The sequence below is a fragment of the Citrobacter sp. Cpo032 genome (genome assembly GCF_030332975.1).
GTDB classification, from domain to species: domain Bacteria; phylum Pseudomonadota; class Gammaproteobacteria; order Enterobacterales; family Enterobacteriaceae; genus Citrobacter; species Citrobacter portucalensis.
Genome location: NZ_JAOWGU010000042.1, coordinates 35,063 through 58,299, shown reverse-complemented (window position 1 = coordinate 58,299; position 23,237 = coordinate 35,063). Strand labels below are relative to the sequence as shown.

Here is a 23,237-nt window from a genome sequence, read left to right as displayed (position 1 = left end):
AGATAACGATCGTTGGCGTTGGCGCGTATAATGCGCGGCGTTCACGTTAACGTATGCCCGTTTAAGGAGAAAAAGATGACGGCAATTGCCCCGGTTATTACCATTGATGGCCCAAGCGGTGCAGGTAAAGGCACCTTGTGCAAGGCAATGGCGGAAGCATTGCAGTGGCATCTGTTAGATTCAGGCGCGATCTACCGCGTACTGGCGCTCGCAGCGTTACATCACCATGTTGATGTCACATCTGAAGATGCTCTGGTACCGCTTGCCTCACACCTGGATGTGCGTTTTATCTCAACAGACGGCAACCTGGAAGTCATTCTTGAAGGTGAAGATGTCAGCGGTGAAATCCGCACTCAGGAAGTAGCTAATGCCGCCTCTCAGGTTGCGGCGTTTCCCCGCGTGCGTGAAGCGTTATTACGTCGTCAACGCGCATTTCGCGAATCCCCAGGTCTGATTGCTGATGGACGTGATATGGGCACCGTGGTATTCCCGGATGCGCCGGTGAAAATTTTTCTGGACGCCTCCTCGCAAGAACGTGCGCATAGACGTATGCTACAGTTGCAGGAGAAGGGCTTTAGTGTTAACTTTGAACGCCTTTTGGCCGAGATCGAAGAACGCGATTATCGCGATCGTAATCGTGCTGTAGCGCCGCTGGTTCCCGCTGCTGATGCTTTAGTTTTGGATTCAACCCGATTAAGCATTGAGCAAGTGATTGAAAAAGCGTTACAATACGCGCGCCAAAAACTGGCTCTCGCTTAAGTGCGACCGAATTTGCAGTACCCCCGTTGCAATGGATTGACAGCGGGTATGTTAAACAACCCCATCCGGCATGGAGCCAGGTGGACGTTAAATATGAAACCTGAAGATTAAACATGACTGAATCTTTTGCTCAACTGTTTGAAGAATCCTTAAAAGAAATCGAAACCCGTCCGGGTTCCATCGTTCGTGGTGTTGTTGTTGCTATCGACAAAGACGTAGTACTGGTTGACGCTGGTCTGAAATCTGAGTCCGCCATTCCGGCAGAGCAGTTCAAAAACGCCCAGGGCGAGCTGGAAATCCAGGTTGGTGACGAAGTTGACGTTGCTCTGGATGCAGTAGAAGACGGCTTCGGTGAAACCCTGCTGTCCCGTGAAAAAGCTAAACGTCACGAAGCTTGGATCACGCTGGAAAAAGCTTACGAAGAAGCTGCAACCGTTACTGGTGTTATCAATGGCAAAGTCAAGGGTGGCTTCACTGTTGAGCTGAATGGTATTCGCGCGTTCCTGCCGGGTTCCCTGGTAGACGTTCGTCCGGTCCGCGACACGCTGCACCTGGAAGGCAAAGAGCTTGAATTCAAAGTAATCAAGCTGGATCAGAAGCGTAACAACGTTGTTGTTTCCCGTCGTGCCGTTATCGAATCCGAAAACAGCGCAGAACGCGATCAGCTGCTGGAAAACCTGCAGGAAGGCATGGAAGTTAAAGGTATCGTTAAGAACCTCACTGACTACGGTGCATTCGTTGATCTGGGTGGCGTTGACGGCCTGCTGCACATCACCGACATGGCATGGAAACGCGTTAAGCATCCGAGCGAAATCGTAAACGTTGGCGACGAAATCACTGTTAAAGTGCTGAAGTTCGACCGCGAGCGTACTCGTGTATCTCTGGGCCTGAAACAGCTGGGCGAAGATCCATGGGTAGCTATCGCTAAGCGTTATCCGGAAGGTACCAAACTGACTGGTCGCGTGACCAACCTGACCGACTACGGCTGCTTCGTTGAAATCGAAGAAGGCGTTGAAGGCCTGGTTCACGTTTCCGAAATGGATTGGACCAACAAAAACATCCACCCGTCCAAAGTTGTTAACGTTGGCGATGTAGTGGAAGTTATGGTTCTGGATATCGACGAAGAACGTCGTCGTATCTCCCTGGGTCTGAAGCAGTGCAAAAACAACCCATGGCAGCAGTTCGCGGAAACCCACAACAAGGGTGACCGTGTTGAAGGTAAAATCAAGTCTATCACTGACTTCGGTATCTTCATCGGCCTGGACGGCGGCATCGACGGCCTGGTTCACCTGTCTGACATCTCCTGGAACGTTGCAGGCGAAGAAGCAGTTCGTGAATACAAAAAAGGCGACGAAATCGCAGCAGTTGTTCTGCAGGTTGACGCAGAGCGTGAGCGTATCTCTCTGGGCGTTAAACAGCTCGCAGAAGATCCGTTCAACAACTGGGTTGCACTGAACAAGAAAGGCGCAATCGTAAACGGTAAAGTCACTGCAGTTGACGCTAAAGGCGCAACCGTAGAACTGGCTGACGGCGTTGAAGGTTACCTGCGCGCTTCTGAAGCTTCACGTGACCGCGTTGAAGATGCAACTCTGGTTCTGAGCGTAGGCGACGACGTTGAAGCTAAATTCACCGGCGTTGATCGTAAGAACCGTGCAATCAGCCTGTCTGTTCGTGCTAAAGACGAAGCTGATGAGAAAGATGCAATCGCAACTGTTAACAAACAGGAAGATGCTAACTTCTCTAACAACGCAATGGCTGAAGCTTTCAAAGCAGCTAAAGGCGAGTAATATCGAGTGCTCTAAATCCTTTGTGCTGTTAACGGCACAAAGGGTGACGAGTAGCTTGACAGATTACAGGATTCGTCCTGTAATCAATGACAAAGGGCGGCTACGGCCGCCCTTAATCAATGCAGCAGCTAATTATGCCTTTAAGGAACCGGAGGAATCATGACCAAGTCAGAATTGATTGAAAGACTTGCAACCCAGCAACCTCATATTCCCGCGAAAGCGGTTGAAGATGCAGTTAAAGAGATGCTGGAACATATGGCCTCGACTCTTGCGCAGGGCGAGCGTATTGAAATCCGCGGTTTCGGCAGCTTCTCTTTGCATTACCGCGCACCACGCACCGGACGTAATCCGAAGACCGGCGATAAAGTGGATCTGGAAGGGAAATACGTTCCGCACTTTAAACCAGGTAAAGAACTGCGCGATCGCGCCAATATTTATGGTTAAGTTTTTAGCGAGACTTAACGCCGAGAAAAGCACCCAAATGGGTGCTTTTTTCATTTCTGTCCACCTATCCTGGAATCCTCATCCCAGTTAATTTGTACGTTACAACCATCACTAAATGTCTGCGGAACTCAGGTCGTATAACGATAAATTGATGCCAGACAACCGTCGAAGAGTACTGCACACTCCCTGTAACAGGGAGGTGATTGATGAAAATAACAACGGTGAGTATCTGCGCATTACTCGGCATTCTCCCACTCATGCTATTACCTATGCTGCCAGGCATGTTGTGTATCGGCATTGTATTTTGTCTGGCATGTCTGCTCTGTTTTCTCCCCTACAAATATATGCGTTCCGCCGGACTAACCCTGCTGTTTTTTCTTTGGGGAATCCTGGCCGCGAAAGAGGCTCTGTGGGCCGGTAATACGCTGCCTGCGAAAACCCAGCAAGCCATTGTGCGGATAACCGGAACTGACAATATGACAACGCACTACGGCCAGATCACTCACCTTCAGGGGAAACGAATCTTTCCTGCGCAAGGAATCGTCTTGTACGGGCAGTATTTACCCGGTGATGTTTGTGCGGGTCAGACATGGGCGATGACGTTGAAAGTCCGCGCTGTACACGGTCAATTAAACGAAGGCGGATTTGATAGCCAGCGTTACGCATTGGCGCAGCATCAACCGCTGACGGGACGATTCTTGCAGGCTTCGGTAATCACACCAAAATGTAGTTTGCGTTCGCGGTATCTCGCCTCGCTGAAAACGGCACTCACCGACTATCCCTGGCAGCAGGTCATACTGGGTCTGGGAATGGGGGAGCGCTTGTCTGTGTCACAAGAGGTGAAAACGATTATGCGTGATACCGGCACGGCTCATTTGATGGCTATCTCCGGGCTGCATATTGCATTTGTTGCATTACTGACCGCAGGATTGATACGTGCTGGACAATTTTTTATGCCAACAAGGTGGATTTGCTGGCAGATGCCATTAGTGGGTGGGATTGTCTGTGCCACATTTTATGCCTGGCTGACGGGGCTGCAACCCCCGGCATTACGAACGGTTGTTGCGCTGCTAGTCTGGGGGGCGCTGAGACTTAGCGGCAGGCAGTGGAGTGGATGGTCGGTCTGGATCTGCTGTCTGGCAGCCATCGTGGTGGTGGATCCTGTTGCTGTTCTTTCGCAAAGCCTATGGTTGTCTGCATCCGCCGTTGCGGCACTGCTGTTCTGGTACCAATGGGTACCGCTCCCGGACTGGTCGCTGTCGCGTGCTGGACGTCAATTTCTGGCGCTGGCTCATCTGCAATTGGGTATTACGCTTCTGCTTTTTCCCGTGCAAATCGCAATGTTTCACGGTTTTAGTCTGACCTCGTTTCTGGCTAATTTGTTTGCCGTCCCTTTGGTCACGTTTGTTTCCGTACCCTTGATATTAGCAGGCATGATCATGCATTTAGCCGGGACGGTGATGGTTGAATCAAGCCTGTGGTATCTAGCGGATCGTTCTCTGGCGCTGCTATTTTGGGGGCTCAGAAGTCTGCCTCAAGGGTGGATCAATATTGATGCGCGCTGGCAATGGCTGGCATTTTTACCCGGAATGATGATTATCGCATGGCGACTAAATATCTTGCGTACGCTACCGGTGGTCTGTTTCTCTGTGCTCCTTTTGCTGAGTAGGCCGCTTTGGCGTGCACCGCGAACTGATGTGTGGCAAGTGCATATGCTGGATGTCGGGCAGGGGCTGGCGATGGTGATCGCGCGAAATGGGAAAGCGCTGCTTTACGATACCGGTCTGGCATGGCCCGAAGGCGATAGCGCACAACAGCTGATTATTCCCTGGTTGCGTTGGCATAATCTGGAGCCAGAAGGAATTATTTTAAGCCATGAGCACATGGATCACCGCGGCGGGTTGCACTCCTTACAACAAGCCTGGCCGTCGCTATGGGTAAGAAGTCCGCTGAGCTGGAAAGGTCATCTCCCGTGTTTTCGCGGAGAGCATTGGCAATGGCAAGGGTTAACCTTCAGTGCGCACTGGCCTGTGCGTGGAAATACAGACCAGGGGAATAACCACTCCTGCGTGGTTAAGGTCGATGACGGATATCAGAGTATTCTGCTGACCGGTGATATCGAATCTCCTGCTGAACAAAAAATGCTAAGTCACTATTGGCAGCACCTACAGTCGACGGTGATGCAGGTTCCACATCATGGCAGCAATACTTCATCATCACTGGCACTCATTCAGCGGGTTGACGGGCAGGTCGCACTCGCCTCTGCATCCCGTTACAACGCTTGGCGTCTGCCGTCCTGGAAAGTGAAGCAACGTTATCGGCAACAAAATTATCAATGGCTGGATACCCCCCATCAGGGACAGATTACGCTGGATTTTTATCAAAAAAACTGGCGCATACGCAGCATGCGGGATCAGATTTTACCTCGTTGGTATCATCAGTGGTTTGGCGTGTCGGAGGATAACGGGTAGAATATGCGGCTATTCTAACAAATGCTGGTTTTTTGAATGCATAACGATAAAGATCTCTCTACGTGGCAGACGTTTCGCCGACTATGGCCAACCATAGCGCCTTTTAAATCGGGTCTGATCGTGGCGGGTATAGCGTTAGTCCTTAACGCGGCCAGCGATACCTTCATGTTATCGCTCCTTAAACCATTACTGGATGATGGTTTTGGTAAAACGGATCGCTCGGTGCTGCTGTGGATGCCGCTGGTGGTCATTGGGCTGATGATAGTTCGTGGCTTAACCAGCTATGTCTCCAGCTACTGTATCTCATGGGTGTCAGGCAAAGTGGTCATGACCATGCGCCGCCGCCTGTTTGGCCATATGATGGGGATGCCCGTCTCCTTTTTTGATAAACAGTCTACAGGGACATTGTTATCGCGTATTACCTATGATTCAGAACAGGTTGCGTCATCGTCTTCCGGCGCGCTGATCACCGTGGTACGTGAAGGGGCCTCAATCATTGGCCTGTTTATCATGATGTTCTATTACAGCTGGCAGCTGTCACTGATCCTGATTGTACTGGCGCCAATTGTGTCAGTGGCAATCCGTGTGGTTTCCAAGCGCTTTCGTAGCATCAGTAAAAACATGCAAAACACCATGGGTCAGGTTACGACCAGTGCGGAGCAGATGCTGAAAGGCCACAAAGAAGTTCTGATTTTTGGTGGTCAGGAAGTCGAAACCAAGCGCTTTGATAAGGTCAGCAACAAGATGCGTTTGCAGGGTATGAAGATGGTTTCCGCTTCTTCTATCTCCGACCCTATCATCCAACTGATTGCGTCTTTGGCACTGGCCTTCGTGTTATATGCGGCTAGCTTCCCAAGCGTAATGGAAAATCTGACAGCAGGGACAATTACGGTTGTCTTCTCCTCAATGATCGCATTAATGCGTCCGTTGAAATCGCTGACCAACGTCAACGCGCAGTTCCAGCGCGGTATGGCGGCATGCCAGACCTTATTTACGATTCTGGATAGCGAACAGGAGAAAGATGAAGGTAAACGTGTGATCGAGCGTGCTACCGGCGATCTCGAGTTCCGCAACGTGACGTTCACTTATCCGGGACGTGAAGTACCGGCTCTGCGTAACATCAACCTGAATATTCCCGCGGGTAAAACTGTTGCTCTGGTCGGCCGTTCGGGCTCAGGGAAATCCACCATCGCCAGCCTGATTACGCGCTTCTACGATATTGATGAAGGGCAGATTCTGATGGACGGACACGATCTGCGCGAATATACCCTGGCATCACTGCGCGATCAGGTTGCGTTGGTTTCGCAGAATGTGCACTTGTTTAACGATACGGTTGCCAACAACATCGCCTACGCGCGTACCGATATGTACAGCCGTGAGCAGATCGAAAAAGCGGCACAGATGGCCTACGCCATGGATTTCATCAACAAGATGGATAATGGCCTGGATACGGTGATTGGTGAAAACGGCGTCCTGCTTTCCGGCGGACAACGTCAGCGTATCGCTATCGCCCGTGCCTTGTTGCGTGACAGCCCAATTCTGATCCTTGATGAAGCAACATCGGCTCTTGATACTGAATCTGAACGCGCGATTCAGTCTGCGCTGGATGAGCTACAGAAAAACCGTACTTCTCTGGTTATTGCTCACCGTCTTTCAACCATTGAACAAGCCGACGAAATCATCGTGGTGGAGGATGGTCTGATTGTCGAACGCGGAACCCATAGCGAGCTGATTGAGCAGCGCGGGGTGTATGCGCAATTACACAAAATGCAATTTGGTCAATGATCGCACGTATCTGGTCTGGTGAATCGCCGCTGTGGCGATTGTTACTTCCACTCTCCTGGCTGTATGGCCTGGTGAGTGGTGCTATCCGCTTATGCTACAAGTTGGGGCTTAAACACGCATGGCGCGCGCCAGTCCCGGTAGTGGTGGTCGGAAACCTTACCGCGGGCGGAAACGGTAAAACGCCGGTGGTGATTTGGTTGGTTGAACAACTGCGACAACGCGGGATTCGCGTGGGTGTGGTATCGCGTGGATATGGCGGGAAAGCGACTGCTTACCCGCTGTTGCTAACAGCTGATACTACTACCGCAGAAGCGGGCGATGAACCTGTGCTGATCGCCCAACGTACCGGCGTACCGGTAGCGGTATCCCCGGTAAGATCGGATGCGGTAAAAGCCATTTTGGCCCAACACGACGTGCAGATTATTTTGACGGACGATGGACTACAGCACTATCGTCTGGCGCGAGATGTTGAAATCGTAGTCATTGACGGCGAACGTCGGTTTGGCAACGGCTGGTGGCTTCCCGCTGGTCCAATGCGGGAACGCGCAGGTCGCCTTAAATCGGTGGATGCGACTATTGTTAACGGTGGCGTTGCGCAACCAGGGGAAATCCCTATGCGACTTGAACCGGGACTGGCCGTTAATTTACGTACAGGTGAACGCCGTGATGTGGCGCAATTGTCCAATATTGTCGCCATGGCGGGCATTGGTCATCCACCGCGTTTTTTTGCCACGCTGAAAGCATGTGGTGCTAGCGTGCAAAAAAGCATTGCGCTGGCAGACCATCAGTCTCTGACCTACAGTGACGTCAGTGCGTTTGTAGACGCCGGGCAAACGCTGGTCATGACGGAAAAAGATGCGGTTAAGTGCCGGGAATTTGCCGATGAAAACTGGTGGTATTTACCTGTTGATGCACATTTGTCAGGCGATCGGCCTGATGTATTGCTGAATAGCTTAATCTCGCTGACTCGCTAACTGATTCACGCTGCGGCAGCGAATCATTTATGAGGCCATAAATGTCGTTGCCGCGCCTTTCTCTGACGGATGCCCGTCATCTTCACCTTGCTGCTCAAGGTCTGCTGAAAAAAACACGCCGCCGGGCAACCCCGGCAGATATTCTCGCGACCATTTCGCGCATGTCGTTACTGCAAATCGACACCATCAATATTGTGGCGCGCAGTCCTTACCTGGTGCTGTTTAGTCGTTTAGGCGATTATTCCCCCCAATGGCTGGACGACTCGTTACAGCAGGGCGAACTGATGGAATACTGGGCGCACGAGGCCTGTTTTTTGCCGCGCAGCGATTTTATGCTGATACGTCACCGCATGCTGGCCCCGGAGAATATGGGCTGGAAATATAAAGCGGCGTGGATGAAAGAACATGCGCATGAGATTGAGCAACTGCTCCAGCACATCCAACATAACGGGCCGGTACGCTCAGCTGATTTTGAGCATCCACGCAAAGGGACCAGCGGCTGGTGGGAATGGAAACCGCAGAAGCGTCATCTTGAAGGGTTGTTCACTGCCGGGAAAGTGATGGTCGTGGAACGGCGTAATTTCCAGCGAGTGTATGATTTAACTCATCGCGTCATGCCGCACTGGGACGATGAACGCGACCTACTTTCGCAAGAAGATGCTGAAAGTGTCATGCTGGATAACAGCGCCCGCAGTCTGGGGATTTTCCGCGAACAATGGCTGGCAGACTACTACCGCCTGAAGCGCCCGGCGCTAAAAAACTGGTGCAACGAACGGGCGGAACAGCGGCAGATTATTCCTGTCGACGTTGAGGGGCTAGGAGACTTGTGGCTGCATAGCCACCTTCAGCCGCTGCTTGAACAGGCGCTGGTGGGCAAATTAACGGCGACTCACAGTGCAGTATTATCACCTTTTGATCCGGTGGTCTGGGATCGTAAACGGGCAGAGCAGCTATTCGATTTTAGCTACCGGCTGGAGTGTTATACGCCAGCACCGAAACGTCAGTATGGTTATTTTGTCTTGCCGTTGCTGCATCGTGGACAGTTGGTTGGGCGGATGGATGCCAAAATGCACCGCAAAACAGGTGTGCTGGACGTTATTTCGCTGTGGTTACAGGATGGGGTTAAGCCTGGAGTGACGTTGCAAAAAGGATTGTTTCAGGCGATTGACGATTTTGCCCGCTGGCAGCAGGCAGCACGCGTGACGCTGGGACGTTATCCTGAAGGTTTATTTGCTGATGCACGCCATGGTTGGGAAATAGACCCAGCCCTTTAAGCGATTATGTTAATATTTACGGATTCACAATCCGGTCCATCTGGAGGAACTATGGATCATCGTCTGCTTGAAATCATTGCCTGCCCGGTATGCAATGGCAAACTCTGGTTTAACCAGGAAAAACAGGAACTGATTTGTAAACTGGATAACCTTGCTTTCCCACTGCGTGATGGCATTCCCGTGTTACTGGAAACCGAAGCCCGCGTTCTGACTGCTGATGAGAGTAAATCATGAGTTTTGTGGTCATTATTCCTGCGCGTTATGCGTCCACACGTCTGCCGGGTAAGCCGTTGCTGGATATCAACGGTAAACCGATGATCGTGCATGTACTGGAGCGTGCGCGTGAATCTGGCGCTGAACGTATCATCGTTGCCACCGATCACGAGGATGTCGCTCGCGCGGTAGAAGCGGTGGGTGGTGAAGTGTGCATTACTCGCGCCGATCACCAGTCTGGTACGGAGCGCCTGGCGGAAGTCGTCGAGAAATGTGGTTTTAGCGATGATACCGTTATTGTGAACGTACAGGGTGATGAGCCGATGATTCCGGCGGTCATTATTCGCCAGGTGGCTGAGAATCTGGCGCAACGTCAGGTCGGTATGGCGACTCTTGCGGCTCCGATTCACAGTGCGGAAGAGGCATTTAATCCGAATGCGGTAAAAGTCGTGTTGGACGCTGAAGGATATGCTCTCTATTTTTCACGCGCGACCATCCCATGGGATCGCGATCGTTTCGCCAAAAGTCTGGAAACGGTGGGGGACACCTTCCTGCGCCATCTGGGCATTTACGGCTATCGCGCCGGTTTTATTCGCCGCTATGTTAACTGGCAGCCTAGCCCGCTTGAGCATATCGAAATGCTGGAGCAGCTGCGAGTGCTGTGGTACGGCGAAAAAATTCACGTTGCCGTCGCAAAAGAAGTCCCGGGTACCGGCGTAGACACTGCCGAAGATCTTGAGCGCGTTCGCGCCGAAATGCATTAGTTTTTCTCACGGCACTCCCCCCATATTGAGGCGTATTTTTGGGAGGAGTGTCGTATCGTTGCGCTTTCCCTCCACTTTTCTTTTCATCAATTGATCTCATCCGGGTGACATCTGTCTGCACGACGCTCATTATGAAAGCAGTAGCATTTATGAGGGCAATCTGAAATGGAACAGTTGCGTGCCGAACTCAGCCACCTGCTGGGCGAAAAACTCAGTCGCATAGAATGCGTGAATGAAAAAGTGGATACGGCCCTGTGGTCACTGTACGACAGCCAGGGAAATCCGATGCCGCTGATGGCGAGAAGTTTCACCACGCCAGGTATGGCGCAGCAGCTGGCATGGAAAACCTCCATGTTGGCGCGCAGTGGTACGGTGCGAATGCCCGTCATTTACGGGGTCTTAACCCACGAAGAGCATCCCGGTCCCGATGTGCTACTGCTTGAGCGTTTACGCGGTGTGCCGGTGGAAGCGCCAGCCCGAACGCCCGAACGCTGGGAACATTTAAAAGATCAGATCGTAGAAGGTCTGCTGTCATGGCATCGGCAGGATAGCCGTGGCTGCGTGGGAATGGTGGATAACACGCAAGAGAATATCTGGCCATCCTGGTATCGTCAGCGTGTTGAAGTGTTGTGGACCACGTTAAATCAGTTCAACAATACCGGGCTGACGATGCAGGATAAGCGGATCCTGTTTCGTACCCGTGAGTGTTTGCCCGCTTTATTTGAAGGATTCAATGATAACTGCGTGCTGATCCACGGTAATTTTAGTTTACGTAGCATGCTCAAAGACGCCCGTAGCGATCAGCTTCTGGCGATGGTCGGACCGGGATTGATGCTGTGGGCACCCAGAGAGTATGAATTGTTCCGTTTAATGGATAATGCGCTGGCGGAAAGTCTGCTTTGGCAATACCTGCAACGCGCGCCCGTGGCGGAGTCCTTCATCTGGCGGCGCTGGCTGTATGTGTTATGGGATGAGGTGGCGCAACTGGTCAACACCGGACGTTTTAACCGCTCCAACTTTGACCTTGCCACGAAATCACTGCTGCCGTGGCTCGCCTGATGAACATGTGAACGCCTTATCCGGCCTACAATTCTGCGCTGAACACGTAGGCCTGATAAGACGCGTTAGTGTCGCTATCAGGCAACATTCCTGTCAATGCTCCGATCCTTTTAGCCACTGCCAGATACGCCCCAACGTTTCGTAACCAACACGATCGCTATGCATCAACCAGATTGGTGAGGGGATCGCGCGCTCCCACGGATTAAGCGGTGAATCAATTGCTAACTGGTTGGCTGGCGCGGGCAACGGATGTAGTCCGGCCTGTTGGAAGAAAATCATTGCTCGTGGTAAGTGCGATGCGGAGGTCACCAGCAGGAACGGCGCGCTGCCGATGGCCTGCTTAACCGCTGCGGCTTCTTCTTCGGTGTCTTTAGGTTTATCCAGCGTGATGATATCACCGGGCGGCACACCCAGTGACTGCGCTACGCGGGCGCCCGCTTCTGCAGTACTGACGTTATTGCTCTTTGCCGCAGCACCGGTAAAGATAAGCTTCGATCCCGGGTTAGCACGCCAGAGGCGAATACCTTCATTCAGACGCGGAAGACTGTTGCTTATCAGGTTTGAACTCGGCGCCCACTGTGGATTCCAGGTATACCCACCGCCCAGCACCACAATGTATTCCACTTTTTGTGTATCCTGCCAGGTTGGATAGCTGTCCTCAATCGGTTTCAGCAGACTGTCAGCGACGGGCTGCAAGCTTAGAAGTAACAGTGCCAGCCAACTCAGGCTAATGCACACTTTCCCTGTTTTTTGAAAGCGGCTAAACCAGAGCAGCGCCAGGCCTATGCCCATGATAATGAGCATTAGCGGAAGTGGCAGCATCATACCGCCAATCACTTTCTTCAGCGTAAAAAGCATCCTTTTTGGTTCCTTTTTTAACCATACAGCAGGGGATCAGCAGGGATATTACACCAGGAAGGTTCATTCTCGGCGTGGGTGTGACAAAATAGCGGTTTTACTTAGTCACCCTAAAGCCAGCATGTGGAGAGCCCGATGCGGGATCGCAATTTTGATGACATTGCAGAGAAGTTTTCCCGTAACATTTACGGCACCACCAAAGGTCAGCTTCGTCAGACGATCCTCTGGCAGGATCTGGACAAACTTCTTGCCGACTACGCGGGCCAAACGTTGCGTGTGCTTGATGCGGGTGGCGGAGAAGGGCAGACAGCAATTCTGATGGCGCAGCGGGGCCATCACGTCACCTTGTGCGACCTTTCTGCTGAGATGGTGGCGCGAGCGCAACGGGCGGCAGAAGAGCAAGGTGTGAGCGACAACATGCATTTTATACATTGTGCCGCTCAGGACATCCCACAGCATTTGGATTCTCAGGTTGATCTGATATTGTTTCATGCTGTGCTGGAATGGGTGGCCGATCCGCAAGCCGTCTTAAAAACATTGTGGTCGATGTTACGCCCGGGCGGTGCTTTATCGCTGATGTTCTACAATGCAAACGGTCTGTTGATGCGTAATGTGTTGGTCGGTAATTTCGGCTATGTACAGCAGGGAATGTATAAAAAGAAACGGCGCACGTTGTCTCCCGATTTTCCGCGCGACCCTCAGCAGGTCTATGGCTGGCTGGAGGAGATTGGCTGGGAGATAACCGGTAAAACGGGCGTGAGGGTGTTTCATGATTATCTGCGTGATAAACAAAAACAGCATGACTGTTTTGATGCTTTAACAGAAATAGAAACACGTTATTGCCGCCAGGAACCGTATATCAGCCTTGGGCGCTATATTCATGTCACCGCGATTAAACGTCCGGCCCGAGCCGCAGATGCAAGGATAACCTATGAGTGAATTTTCCCAGACAGTCCCCGAACTGGTTGCCTGGGCCAGAAAAAATGACTTCTCCATCTCTCTGCCGGTAGACAGACTTTCGTTCCTGCTGGCTGTTGCCACACTAAACGGTGAGCGACTTGACGGTGAGATGAGTGAAGGTGAACTGGTGGATGCGTTCCGCCATGTGAGTGATGCGTTTGAGCAAACCAGCGAAACCATCGGCGTCCGCGCCAACAACGCGATCAACGATATGGTGCGTCAACGTCTGCTGAACCGCTTTACCAGCGAGCAGGCTGAAGGCAACGCCATTTACCGTTTAACGCCGCTCGGGATTGGCATCACAGATTACTATATTCGTCAGCGCGAATTCTCTACGCTGCGTCTTTCTATGCAGCTGTCAATTGTGGCAGGCGAACTGAAGCGCGCGGCGGATGCGGCAGCGGAAGGTGGTGATGAGTTCCACTGGCATCGCAACGTCTATGCGCCATTGAAATACTCGGTGGCGGAGATTTTCGACAGTATCGATCTGACCCAGCGCATCATGGATGAACAGCAGCAGCAGGTAAAAGACGACATCGCACAGTTGCTAAACAAAGACTGGCGGGCGGCGATTTCCAGCTGTGAAATGCTGCTGTCAGAAACATCTGGTACGCTGCGTGAGCTGCAAGATACGCTGGAAGCGGCAGGGGATAAGCTACAGGCTAACCTGTTACGAATCCAGGACGCCACGATGACGCATGACGATTTGCATTTTGTCGATCGGCTGGTGTTTGATTTACAAAGCAAGCTCGACCGCATTATTAGCTGGGGCCAGCAGTCCATTGACTTGTGGATTGGCTACGATCGTCACGTGCATAAATTTATCCGTACCGCGATCGATATGGATAAAAACCGCGTCTTCGCCCAGCGTCTGCGTCAGTCCGTGCAGACCTACTTTGACGACCCATGGGCGCTGACCTATGCCAACGCCGATCGTCTGCTGGATATGCGTGACGAGGAGATGGTGCTGCGTGACGAAGAGGTCACCGGTGAACTTCCGGAAGATCTGGAATATGAAGAATTTAACGAGATCCGTGAGCAGCTGGCGGCGATCATCGAAGAACAGCTGGCTATCTACAAATCCAGACAAACACCACTGGATCTCGGTTTGGTAGTGCGCGAGTATCTGGCGCAATACCCACGTGCGCGTCATTTCGACGTCGCGCGCATTGTTATCGATCAGGCGGTACGCCTTGGCGTAGCGCAAGCAGACTTCACCGGACTGCCAGCAAAATGGCAGCCGATTAATGATTACGGAGCCAAGGTACAGGCGCATGTCATTGACAAATATTGAACAAGTGATGCCGGTAAAGCTGGCGCAGGCGCTGGCGAATCCGTTATTTCCGGCGCTGGATAGCGCCTTACGTTCGGGCCGACATATCGGCCTGGATGAACTGGATAATCATGCCTTCCTGATGGATTTTCAGGAATATTTTGAAGAGTTTTATAGCCGATATAACGTGGAATTAATCCGTGCGCCGGAAGGGTTCTTCTACCTTCGCCCGCGTTCCACGACGCTCATTCCGCGTTCGGTCCTGTCTGAACTGGACATGATGGTCGGTAAAATTCTTTGCTATCTCTATCTCAGCCCGGAACGCCTGGCGAACGAAGGGATTTTTACCCAGCAAGAGCTGTACGACGAGCTGCTAACGCTGGCAGATGAAGCGAAGTTACTGAAGCTGGTGAACAACCGTTCAACCGGTTCTGACGTTGACCGCCAGAAGCTACAGGAAAAAGTGCGTTCTTCGCTCAACCGCTTGCGCCGCTTAGGCATGGTGTGGTTTCTGGGCCACGACAGCAGCAAATTCCGTATTACGGAATCTGTCTTCCGCTTTGGCGCGGATGTGCGTAGCGGTGACGATCCGCGTGAAGCACAGCGTCGCTTAATTCGTGATGGTGAAGCGATGGCGGTCGAGAACCGTCTGCAGCTCAACGATGAGCCCGAAGAGAATCAGCCGGACAGTGGAGAAGAAGAATAATGATTGAACGCGGTAAATTTCGCTCACTTACGCTGATTAACTGGAATGGTTTTTTTGCCCGTACGTTTGATCTCGATGAGCTGGTCACCACGCTGTCCGGTGGTAACGGTGCGGGTAAATCCACCACCATGGCGGCATTTGTTACGGCGCTCATTCCGGACTTAACCCTGCTGCATTTCCGCAACACCACCGAAGCCGGTGCAACCAGCGGTTCACGTGATAAAGGCCTGCACGGTAAGCTGAAAGCAGGGGTTTGTTATTCAATGCTCGACGTCCTTAATTCGCGTCATCAGCGCGTGGTCGTGGGTGTGCGTCTGCAACAGGTTGCTGGTCGCGATCGCAAAGTGGATATCAAACCGTTTGCCATTCAGGGGCTGCCGATGTCGGTACAGCCAACCCAACTGGTGACGGAAACGCTGAACGAACGCCAGGCGCGCGTACTGTCTCTACCTGAGCTGAAAGAGAAGCTTGATGAGATGGAAGGCGTGCAGTTTAAGCAGTTCAACTCAATAACCGATTATCACTCATTGATGTTCGATCTGGGCATCATTGCCCGTCGTCTGCGCTCTGCGTCCGATCGTAGTAAATTCTACCGTCTGATTGAAGCCTCGCTGTACGGCGGGATCTCCAGCGCCATTACCCGTTCACTGCGTGACTACCTGCTGCCGGAAAACAGCGGCGTACGTAAAGCGTTCCAGGATATGGAAGCCGCGCTGCGTGAAAATCGTATGACGCTGGAAGCGATTCGCGTAACCCAGTCTGACCGCGACCTGTTTAAGCATTTAATCAGTGAAGCGACCAACTATGTGGCCGCAGATTATATGCGCCACGCCAATGAACGTCGCATCCATCTGGATAAAGCACTGGAATATCGTCGTGAACTGTATACCTCGCGCAAGCAGCTGGCGGCAGAGCAGTACAAACACGTGGATATGGCGCGTGAACTGGGTGAGCACAACGGTGCGGAAGGCGATCTGGAAGCTGATTACCAGGCCGCGAGCGATCACCTGAATCTGGTGCAAACAGCGCTGCGTCAGCAGGAAAAAATTGAACGCTACGAGGCGGATCTCGAAGAATTGCAGGTCCGTCTTGAAGAACAAAACGAGGTGGTCGCGGAAGCCGTTGACCGCCAGGATGAAAACGAAGCCCGTGCAGAAGCCGCTGAGCTGGAAGTGGATGAGCTGAAAAGCCAGCTTGCTGATTACCAGCAAGCGCTGGACGTCCAGCAAACGCGAGCCATCCAGTATACCCAGGCGATCCAGGCCCTAAACCGGGCGAAAGAGCTTTGCCACTTACCGGACCTGACAGCCGACAGCGCCGCCGAATGGCTGGAGACTTTCCAGGCCAAAGAGCAGGAAGCCACTGAAAAACTGCTGACGCTTGAACAAAAAATGAGCGTGGTGCAAACCGCGCATAGCCAGTTCGAACAGGCTTATCAGCTGGTGGCGGCTATCAACGGCCCGCTGGCGCGCGGTGAAGCCTGGAGCGTGGCGCGTGAACTGCTGCGCGAAGGCGTGGAACAGCGCCACCTGGCAGAACAGGTTCAGCCGTTGCGTATGCGACTGAGCGAACTGGAGCAGCGTCTGCGCGAACAGCAGGATGCCGAGCGTCTGCTGGCCGAATTCTGCAAGCGTCAGGGTAAACAGTTCGATATCGATGAGCTGGAAGCGCTGCACCAGGAGCTGGAGGCGCGCATCGCCGCCTTGTCGGACAGCGTCTCGTCTGCCAGCGAACAGCGTATGACACTGCGTCAGGAGCAGGAACAACTACAATCCCGTATTCAGCATTTGATGAAGCGGGCACCTGTCTGGCTGGCTGCGCAAAATAGCCTGAATCAGCTTAGCGAGCAGTGTGGCGAAGAGTTTACCGCCAGCCAGGAAGTGACCGAGTATCTGCAACAATTGCTGGAGCGCGAGCGTGAGGCCATTGTTGAGCGTGATGAAGTCGGTGCACGTAAAAATGCAGTTGATGAAGAGATTGAACGTTTAAGTCAACCGGGCGGGGCGGAAGATCAGCGTCTGAACGCGCTGGCGGAACGCTTTGGCGGCGTACTGCTGTCAGAAATTTATGATGACGTTAGCCTTGAAGATGCACCGTACTTCTCTGCGCTATACGGTCCTTCGCGTCATGCCATTGTGGTACCGGATCTGTCGCTGATTACCGAACAGCTTGAAGGGCTGACGGATTGCCCGGAAGATCTCTATTTCATCGAAGGGGATCCGCAGTCGTTTGATGACAGCGTCTTCAGCGTTGATGAACTGGAAAATGCGGTGGTGGTGAAAACTGCCGAGCGTCAGTGGCGTTATTCTCGCTTCCCGACGGTGCCTATTTTTGGGCGTGCAGCACGTGAAAGCCGTATCGAAACCCTGCATGCCGAGCGTGAAGGGCTGTCTGAACGTTTCGCCACGCTCTCCTTTGACGTCCAGAAAACCCAACGTCTGCATCAGGCGTTCAGTCGCTTTATCGGCAGCCATCTGTCGGTGGCGTTTGAAGCCGATCCAGAAGCGGAAATTCGCCAACTGAATAGCCGTCGCGTTGAACTGGAACGTGCGCTGACCAATCATGAAAATGATAACCAGCAAAGCCGTATGCAGTTTGAACAGGCGAAAGAGGGCGTCTCTGCGCTGAACCGCCTGCTGCCGCGCTTGAATCTGCTGGCAGATGATACGCTAGCCGATCGCGTAGACGAAATTCGCGAGCGTCTGGATGAAGCTCAGGAAGCCGCGCGTTTTGTACAGCAACATGGCAATCAGTTGGCGAAACTGGAACCTATCGTTTCGGTTCTGCAAAATGACCCTGAGCAGTTTGAACAGCTGAAGGAAGACTATGCGTATTCCCAGCAGATGCAGCGCGATGCGCGTCAGCAGGCTTTTGCGCTGACCGAAGTCGTACAGCGTCGGGCGCACTTTAATTATTCCGACTCAGCCGAAATGCTGAGCGGCAATAGCGATCTGAACGAAAAATTGCGTGAACGCCTGGAACAGGCGGAAGCCGAACGTACCCGCGCTCGTGAAGCGCTGCGCAGCCACGCCGCACAGTTAAGCCAGTACAACCAGGTCATGGCATCGCTGAAAAGCTCTTATGACACCAAAAAAGAGCTGCTTAACGATTTACAACGTGAACTGCAGGATATCGGCGTTCGTGCGGACAGCGGTGCCGAAGAGCGCGCGCGTATCCGCCGTGACGAACTGCATGCGCAGCTCAGCAACAACCGTGCTCGCCGCAACCAACTTGAGAAAGCACTGACCTTCTGCGAAGCGGAGATGGAAAACTTGACCCGCAGACTGCGCAAGCTGGAACGTGATTATCATGAAATGCGCGAGCAGGTAGTCACCGCCAAAGCCGGCTGGTGTGCAGTCATGCGGATGGTGAAAGATAACGGTGTGGAACGTCGTCTGCACCGCCGCGAGTTGGCCTACCTTTCCGGTGACGAACTGCGTTCGATGTCGGATAAGGCGCTCGGTGCGCTACGTCTGGCGGTTGCAGATAACGAGCACCTGCGCGATGTGTTGCGTCTGTCTGAAGATCCAAAACGTCCAGAGCGCAAAATTCAGTTCTTCGTCGCGGTTTACCAGCATCTGCGTGAACGTATTCGCCAGGATATTATTCGTACCGATGATCCGGTTGAAGCCATTGAACAGATGGAGATTGAGCTGAGCCGTCTGACGGAAGAGTTAACCTCACGCGAACAGAAGCTGGCGATCAGCTCACGCAGCGTGGCGAACATTATTCGTAAGACCATTCAGCGTGAACAGAACCGTATTCGCATGCTGAACCAGGGGCTGCAAAGCGTGTCGTTTGGCCAGGTCAACAGCGTTCGCCTGAACGTCAATGTGCGTGAAACACATGCTACCTTGCTGGACGTACTTTCAGAGCAGCATGAACAGCATCAGGATCTGTTTAACAGCAATCGCCTGACCTTCTCAGAAGCGCTGGCGAAGCTGTATCAGCGTCTGAATCCGCAGATAGACATGGGGCAACGCACGCCGCAAACCATTGGTGAAGAGCTGCTGGATTATCGTAACTATCTGGAAATGGAAGTTGAGGTTAACCGTGGCTCTGACGGCTGGCTGCGTGCTGAGTCTGGTGCGTTGTCAACGGGGGAAGCGATCGGGACCGGGATGTCTATTCTGGTGATGGTGGTGCAAAGCTGGGAAGATGAAGGCCGCAGATTGCGCGGGAAAGATATCTCTCCTTGCCGCCTGCTGTTCCTTGATGAAGCTGCACGACTCGATGCGCGTTCTATTGCGACCTTGTTTGAGCTGTGTGAACGTTTGCAGATGCAGCTGATTATCGCTGCGCCGGAAAACATCAGCCCAGAGAAAGGCACCACCTACAAACTGGTGCGTAAAGTCTTCCAGAACACCGAACACGTTCACGTGGTGGGGCTGCGCGGATTTGCGCCTCAGTTACCGGAACCACTGCCGGGGACTGAAGATGCCTCCTCGCAGGCAAGCTAAGTAATAAGTAAAAAGGCGGCTACATGGCCGCCTTATTTTTTTCCGAAAAGACTTCATGCCTGGTGTAATTTCTTTAGACTTCTTTACATTAGGTTAGGCAAAAAGTTTTTGATGTTTATATACTAAAGGTGAGCCTAACGCGTCACAGGCTTGCTCGTCATACTTCAGTTTGTATTGGCGTTTTACAGGTCCGACCCTCGTCAGAATAAAGGGGAATACAGACGGCCTGGCTATTCAGAGTATGATAAAGAAAACAGGGGGCAAGGGATGTTGCTTAATAAAATGTGTGGTCGTCGGCTGTCGGCAATCAGTTTGTGCCTGGCCGTAACATTCGCTCCACTGTTCAATGCTCAGGCCGATGAGCCTGAAATGATCCCTGGCGATAGCTCTGCGACCGTCAGTGAACAGCCAACAGCGTTATCGCAGCCGCAGGTTCAATCTTCTGCGACGGCTATTATGGCGGGTATTCAACCGCTGCCAGAAGGCGTGTCTGTCGATAAAGCCCGCGCCGAAATACACTCTCAACTGCCAGCAGGTTATACGCCGGTTTACATGAGCCAGCTGGAACTGCTGTATGCCGCACGCGAAATGAAGCCGATGTGGGAAAATCGTGATGCGGTAAAGGCATTTCAGCAACAGTTAGCCGAGGTCGCAATTGCCGGCTTTCAGCCGCAGTTCACTACCTGGGTTGCACTTCTGACTGACCCGGCAGTAACCGGTCAGGCGAGAGACATCGTGCTCTCTGATGCGATGATGGGGTATCTGCACTTTATCGCTAACATCCCTGTCAAAGGTAATCGCTGGCTTTACAGCGATAAGCCCTATGCGCTAACGACGCCGCCGATTTCCGTCATCAACCAGTGGCAGGTCGCACTGGATAACGGTCAACTGACTTCATTTGTGGCCAGCCTTGCGCCTCAACATCCGCAGTATGCAGCCATGCATGAATCACTGCTCAAGCTGGTGGGCGATACACGTCCCTGGCCACAGCTCACCAGTACAGCAACGCTGCGTCCGGGGGAGTGGAGTAATGACATCCCCGCGCTACGTGAAATTTTGCGTCGAACCGGGATGCTGGAGCCTGCCGTCAGTACGTCTGGCAAAGAAGGGCGTGGCACCTACGATCGTGAATTGGTTGATGCGGTAAAGCGTTTTCAGACGTGGCAGGGACTTGGCGCAGATGGCGCGATTGGTCCAGCCACACGTGACTGGCTGAACGTGACGCCTGCTCAGCGTGCGGGCGTGCTGGCGTTAAATATTCAGCGCTTACGCCTGCTGCCGAGTGAGCTGTCTACCGGTATCATGGTGAACATTCCTGCCTATTCGCTGGTTTATTATCAGAATGGCAATCAGGTGCTGGCCTCGCGCGTTATTGTCGGGCGTCCCGATCGTAAAACGCCGATGATGAGCAGTGCGCTAAATAACGTGGTCGTTAACCCACCGTGGAACGTTCCGCCGACGCTGGCACGTAAAGATATTCTGCCTAAGTTATGGAATGATCCGGGATATCTTGAACGTCACGGCTATACCGTAATGCGCGGCTGGAACAGTAAAGAGACGATAGATCCGTGGCAGGTTGATTGGGCGACCATCACTGCGTCCAATCTGCCGTTCCGCTTTCAGCAGGCTCCGGGTGCACGTAACTCGCTCGGACGCTATAAATTCAATATGCCGAGTTCGGACGCTATTTATCTGCACGATACGCCGAACCACAATCTGTTCCAGAAAGATACGCGGGCGTTAAGCTCCGGATGCGTGCGTGTGAACAAGGCATCTGAGCTGGCGAATATGCTGCTACAGGACGCGGGTTGGAATGATTCACGCATCTCGGATGCCCTGAAGCAAGGGGATACGCGGTATGTGAATATTCGCCAGAATATTCCGGTCAACCTCTACTATCTGACCGCATTTGTCGGCCCTGATGGGCGCACGCAGTATCGTACAGATATTTACAATTACGATCTGACAGCGCGATCCAGCGCACAAATTGTGTCAAAAGCCGAGCAATTAATCAGATAAATGAAGCAGTTCGAGGAAAATGATTGTCGTAAGTTATGCTGGAAACGGGGCAAAATGGCTGTGAGCCCCGTATTTCCTGGGGTTGGGAGCCTTGACGTGGACTACTTAGCCAGATAAGGTTTCCCGCGTGCGCTAGAGCATACATACGATAACATTGACCTTGTAGACCTTAATACCATGGACAAATTTGACGCTAATCGCCGCAAACTGCTGGCGCTTGGTGGTATTGCCCTCGGCGCTGCCATCTTGCCTACGCCTGCGTTTGCAACACTCTCTACCCCACGTCCGCGTATATTGACTCTGAATAACCTGCATACCGGTGAGTCAATAAAAGCAGAGTTTTTTGATGGCAGGGGCTATATTCAGGACGAATTAGCAAAACTTAACCACTTTTTCCGTGATTTTCGGGCCAATAAAGTGAAATCCATTGACCCGGGACTGTTTGATCAACTCTTCCGTCTGCAGGGCCTGCTGGGCACGCGTAAACCCGTACAGCTGATCTCAGGCTATCGCTCTATCGATACCAATAATGAACTCCGTGCACGTAGCCGTGGTGTGGCCAAGAAAAGCTACCACACTAAAGGTCAGGCCATGGATTTCCATATTGAAGGCATTGCATTAAGTAATATTCGCAAAGCTGCGTTATCTATGCGCGCAGGTGGTGTAGGATACTACCCCAGCAGTAACTTTGTGCATATTGACACCGGCCCTGCACGGCACTGGTGATCCATAAGCTTAATGAAACAGGAGCTGTATGAACTATCGTATTATTCCGGTCACTGCCTTCGCCCAGAACTGCTCGCTAATCTGGTGTGAGCAGACTCGTCTGGCCGCGCTGGTCGATCCCGGCGGCGATGCCGAGAAAATCAAACAGGAAGTGGATGCCAGCGGTCTGACGCTAATGCAGATCCTGCTTACTCACGGTCATCTTGACCATGTTGGAGCGGCGGCTGAACTGGCACAGCATTATGGTGTACCGGTTATTGGCCCGGAAAAAGAAGATGAGTTCTGGTTACAGGGACTCCCTGCTCAGAGCCGCATGTTTGGCCTGGGAGATTGTGAGCCGCTGACGCCCGATCGCTGGTTGAATGAAGGTGACCGGATAAGCGTTGGCAACGTGACGTTACAGGTTCTGCATTGTCCGGGTCATACACCGGGACATGTGGTCTTCTTTGATGAGCAATCAAAATTACTGATTTCTGGTGACGTGATTTTCAAAGGTGGCGTAGGGCGCAGCGATTTCCCGCGCGGTGATCACAGCCAACTGATCGATTCGATTAAACGTAAACTGTTGCCGCTGGGCGATGACGTAACGTTTATTCCGGGTCACGGCCCACTTTCTACGCTGGGTAACGAACGGCTACATAACCCGTTCCTGCAAGATGAAATGCCTGTCTGGTAATATCTCAGATAAACAAAAGGCCGCTATTG

18 protein-coding genes are annotated in these 23,237 nt (G+C 52.5%); 17 read left to right on the top strand and 1 reads right to left on the bottom strand.

Translation table 11 applies throughout. From position 1 onward, the window contains the following. Positions 1-75: 75 nt before the first annotated feature. The 10 genes from cmk (at position 76) to OGY33_RS10800 (ending at position 11,530) form a co-directional block, all read left to right on the top strand. Positions 76-759, top strand: a complete 684-nt coding sequence (gene cmk, locus OGY33_RS10845; protein ID WP_003831921.1) for a (d)CMP kinase — start codon at positions 76-78, stop codon at positions 757-759. Between the two features lie 113 nt (positions 760-872). Next, on the top strand, positions 873-2,546 hold the full coding sequence (gene rpsA, locus OGY33_RS10840) for a 30S ribosomal protein S1 (protein ID WP_003035776.1): 1,674 nt from the start codon (positions 873-875) through the stop codon (positions 2,544-2,546). Between the two features lie 159 nt (positions 2,547-2,705). Next, entirely contained in the window at positions 2,706-2,990 is a 285-nt protein-coding gene (gene ihfB / locus OGY33_RS10835) for an integration host factor subunit beta (RefSeq protein ID WP_003035780.1), read from the top strand. Positions 2,991-3,196: 206 nt separating this feature from the next. Next, positions 3,197-5,461 carry a ComEC family protein gene (locus OGY33_RS10830; protein WP_191238689.1) on the top strand — a complete coding sequence of 755 codons (2,265 nt, stop codon included), beginning with the start codon at positions 3,197-3,199 and terminating at the stop codon, positions 5,459-5,461. 36 nt (positions 5,462-5,497) lie between these two features. After that, the gene (gene msbA, locus OGY33_RS10825; RefSeq protein ID WP_048214571.1) at positions 5,498-7,246 is read left to right on the top strand and encodes a lipid A ABC transporter ATP-binding protein/permease MsbA; all 1,749 of its coding nucleotides are present in this window, start codon (positions 5,498-5,500) and stop codon (positions 7,244-7,246) included. After that, complete coding sequence (lpxK, locus tag OGY33_RS10820; RefSeq protein WP_048214570.1) at positions 7,243-8,220, top strand: tetraacyldisaccharide 4'-kinase; 978 nt, start codon at positions 7,243-7,245, stop codon at positions 8,218-8,220. Before msbA ends, lpxK begins: the two co-directional genes overlap by 4 nt. Positions 8,221-8,261: 41 nt before the next feature. Next, on the top strand, positions 8,262-9,494 hold the full coding sequence (locus OGY33_RS10815) for a winged helix-turn-helix domain-containing protein (RefSeq protein ID WP_149607848.1): 1,233 nt from the start codon (positions 8,262-8,264) through the stop codon (positions 9,492-9,494). A gap of 51 nt (positions 9,495-9,545) precedes the next feature. After that, positions 9,546-9,728 carry a protein YcaR gene (gene ycaR / locus OGY33_RS10810; protein ID WP_003035793.1) on the top strand — a complete coding sequence of 61 codons (183 nt, stop codon included), beginning with the start codon at positions 9,546-9,548 and terminating at the stop codon, positions 9,726-9,728. After that, entirely contained in the window at positions 9,725-10,471 is a 747-nt protein-coding gene (gene kdsB / locus OGY33_RS10805) for a 3-deoxy-manno-octulosonate cytidylyltransferase (RefSeq protein WP_149607847.1), read from the top strand. The genes ycaR and kdsB overlap by 4 nt, the downstream gene beginning before the upstream one ends. A gap of 165 nt (positions 10,472-10,636) precedes the next feature. Continuing rightward, positions 10,637-11,530, top strand: coding sequence for a YcbJ family phosphotransferase (locus OGY33_RS10800; protein ID WP_003831934.1), 894 nt, complete (start codon positions 10,637-10,639; stop codon positions 11,528-11,530). Positions 11,531-11,623: 93 nt separating this feature from the next. On the opposite strand, the gene elyC is transcribed toward OGY33_RS10800, so the two are convergent. Further along, positions 11,624-12,388: an envelope biogenesis factor ElyC gene (gene elyC / locus OGY33_RS10795; RefSeq protein WP_149607846.1), complete on the bottom strand. Its 765-nt coding sequence runs from the start codon at positions 12,386-12,388 to the stop codon at positions 11,624-11,626. A gap of 135 nt (positions 12,389-12,523) precedes the next feature. Here elyC and cmoM point away from each other — a divergent pair, with 135 nt between their 5' ends. From cmoM to OGY33_RS10760, 7 genes are all read left to right on the top strand, one after another. Next, positions 12,524-13,327, top strand: coding sequence for a tRNA uridine 5-oxyacetic acid(34) methyltransferase CmoM (gene cmoM, locus OGY33_RS10790; protein ID WP_003035803.1), 804 nt, complete (start codon positions 12,524-12,526; stop codon positions 13,325-13,327). Beyond that, positions 13,320-14,642 carry a chromosome partition protein MukF gene (mukF, locus tag OGY33_RS10785; protein ID WP_003831939.1) on the top strand — a complete coding sequence of 441 codons (1,323 nt, stop codon included), beginning with the start codon at positions 13,320-13,322 and terminating at the stop codon, positions 14,640-14,642. Before cmoM ends, mukF begins: the two co-directional genes overlap by 8 nt. Further along, the gene (mukE, locus tag OGY33_RS10780; protein ID WP_003035809.1) at positions 14,623-15,327 is read left to right on the top strand and encodes a chromosome partition protein MukE; all 705 of its coding nucleotides are present in this window, start codon (positions 14,623-14,625) and stop codon (positions 15,325-15,327) included. The genes mukF and mukE overlap by 20 nt, the downstream gene beginning before the upstream one ends. Further along, a complete protein-coding gene (mukB, locus tag OGY33_RS10775; protein ID WP_191238688.1) occupies positions 15,327-19,787 on the top strand; it encodes a chromosome partition protein MukB in 4,461 nt (1,486 codons plus the stop codon). Before mukE ends, mukB begins: the two co-directional genes overlap by 1 nt. A gap of 267 nt (positions 19,788-20,054) precedes the next feature. Beyond that, on the top strand, positions 20,055-21,806 hold the full coding sequence (ldtD, locus tag OGY33_RS10770; protein ID WP_191238687.1) for a L,D-transpeptidase: 1,752 nt from the start codon (positions 20,055-20,057) through the stop codon (positions 21,804-21,806). Positions 21,807-21,983: 177 nt separating this feature from the next. Beyond that, complete coding sequence (gene mepK, locus OGY33_RS10765; RefSeq protein ID WP_003831948.1) at positions 21,984-22,532, top strand: peptidoglycan L,D-endopeptidase MepK; 549 nt, start codon at positions 21,984-21,986, stop codon at positions 22,530-22,532. 28 nt (positions 22,533-22,560) lie between these two features. Further along, positions 22,561-23,208, top strand: a complete 648-nt coding sequence (locus OGY33_RS10760; RefSeq protein ID WP_003831949.1) for an MBL fold metallo-hydrolase — start codon at positions 22,561-22,563, stop codon at positions 23,206-23,208. Positions 23,209-23,237 lie beyond the last annotated feature (29 nt).

Coding starts and splice junctions, on each gene's coding strand:
- cmk (WP_003831921.1), top strand. CDS start 76: ATGACGGCAATTGCCCCGGTTATTACCATTGATGGCCCAAGCGGTGCA.
- rpsA (WP_003035776.1), top strand. CDS start 873: ATGACTGAATCTTTTGCTCAACTGTTTGAAGAATCCTTAAAAGAAATC.
- ihfB (WP_003035780.1), top strand. CDS start 2,706: ATGACCAAGTCAGAATTGATTGAAAGACTTGCAACCCAGCAACCTCAT.
- OGY33_RS10830 (WP_191238689.1), top strand. CDS start 3,197: ATGAAAATAACAACGGTGAGTATCTGCGCATTACTCGGCATTCTCCCA.
- msbA (WP_048214571.1), top strand. CDS start 5,498: ATGCATAACGATAAAGATCTCTCTACGTGGCAGACGTTTCGCCGACTA.
- lpxK (WP_048214570.1), top strand. CDS start 7,243: ATGATCGCACGTATCTGGTCTGGTGAATCGCCGCTGTGGCGATTGTTA.
- OGY33_RS10815 (WP_149607848.1), top strand. CDS start 8,262: ATGTCGTTGCCGCGCCTTTCTCTGACGGATGCCCGTCATCTTCACCTT.
- ycaR (WP_003035793.1), top strand. CDS start 9,546: ATGGATCATCGTCTGCTTGAAATCATTGCCTGCCCGGTATGCAATGGC.
- kdsB (WP_149607847.1), top strand. CDS start 9,725: ATGAGTTTTGTGGTCATTATTCCTGCGCGTTATGCGTCCACACGTCTG.
- OGY33_RS10800 (WP_003831934.1), top strand. CDS start 10,637: ATGGAACAGTTGCGTGCCGAACTCAGCCACCTGCTGGGCGAAAAACTC.
- elyC (WP_149607846.1), bottom strand. CDS start 12,388: ATGCTTTTTACGCTGAAGAAAGTGATTGGCGGTATGATGCTGCCACTT.
- cmoM (WP_003035803.1), top strand. CDS start 12,524: ATGCGGGATCGCAATTTTGATGACATTGCAGAGAAGTTTTCCCGTAAC.
- mukF (WP_003831939.1), top strand. CDS start 13,320: ATGAGTGAATTTTCCCAGACAGTCCCCGAACTGGTTGCCTGGGCCAGA.
- mukE (WP_003035809.1), top strand. CDS start 14,623: ATGTCATTGACAAATATTGAACAAGTGATGCCGGTAAAGCTGGCGCAG.
- mukB (WP_191238688.1), top strand. CDS start 15,327: ATGATTGAACGCGGTAAATTTCGCTCACTTACGCTGATTAACTGGAAT.
- ldtD (WP_191238687.1), top strand. CDS start 20,055: ATGTTGCTTAATAAAATGTGTGGTCGTCGGCTGTCGGCAATCAGTTTG.
- mepK (WP_003831948.1), top strand. CDS start 21,984: ATGGACAAATTTGACGCTAATCGCCGCAAACTGCTGGCGCTTGGTGGT.
- OGY33_RS10760 (WP_003831949.1), top strand. CDS start 22,561: ATGAACTATCGTATTATTCCGGTCACTGCCTTCGCCCAGAACTGCTCG.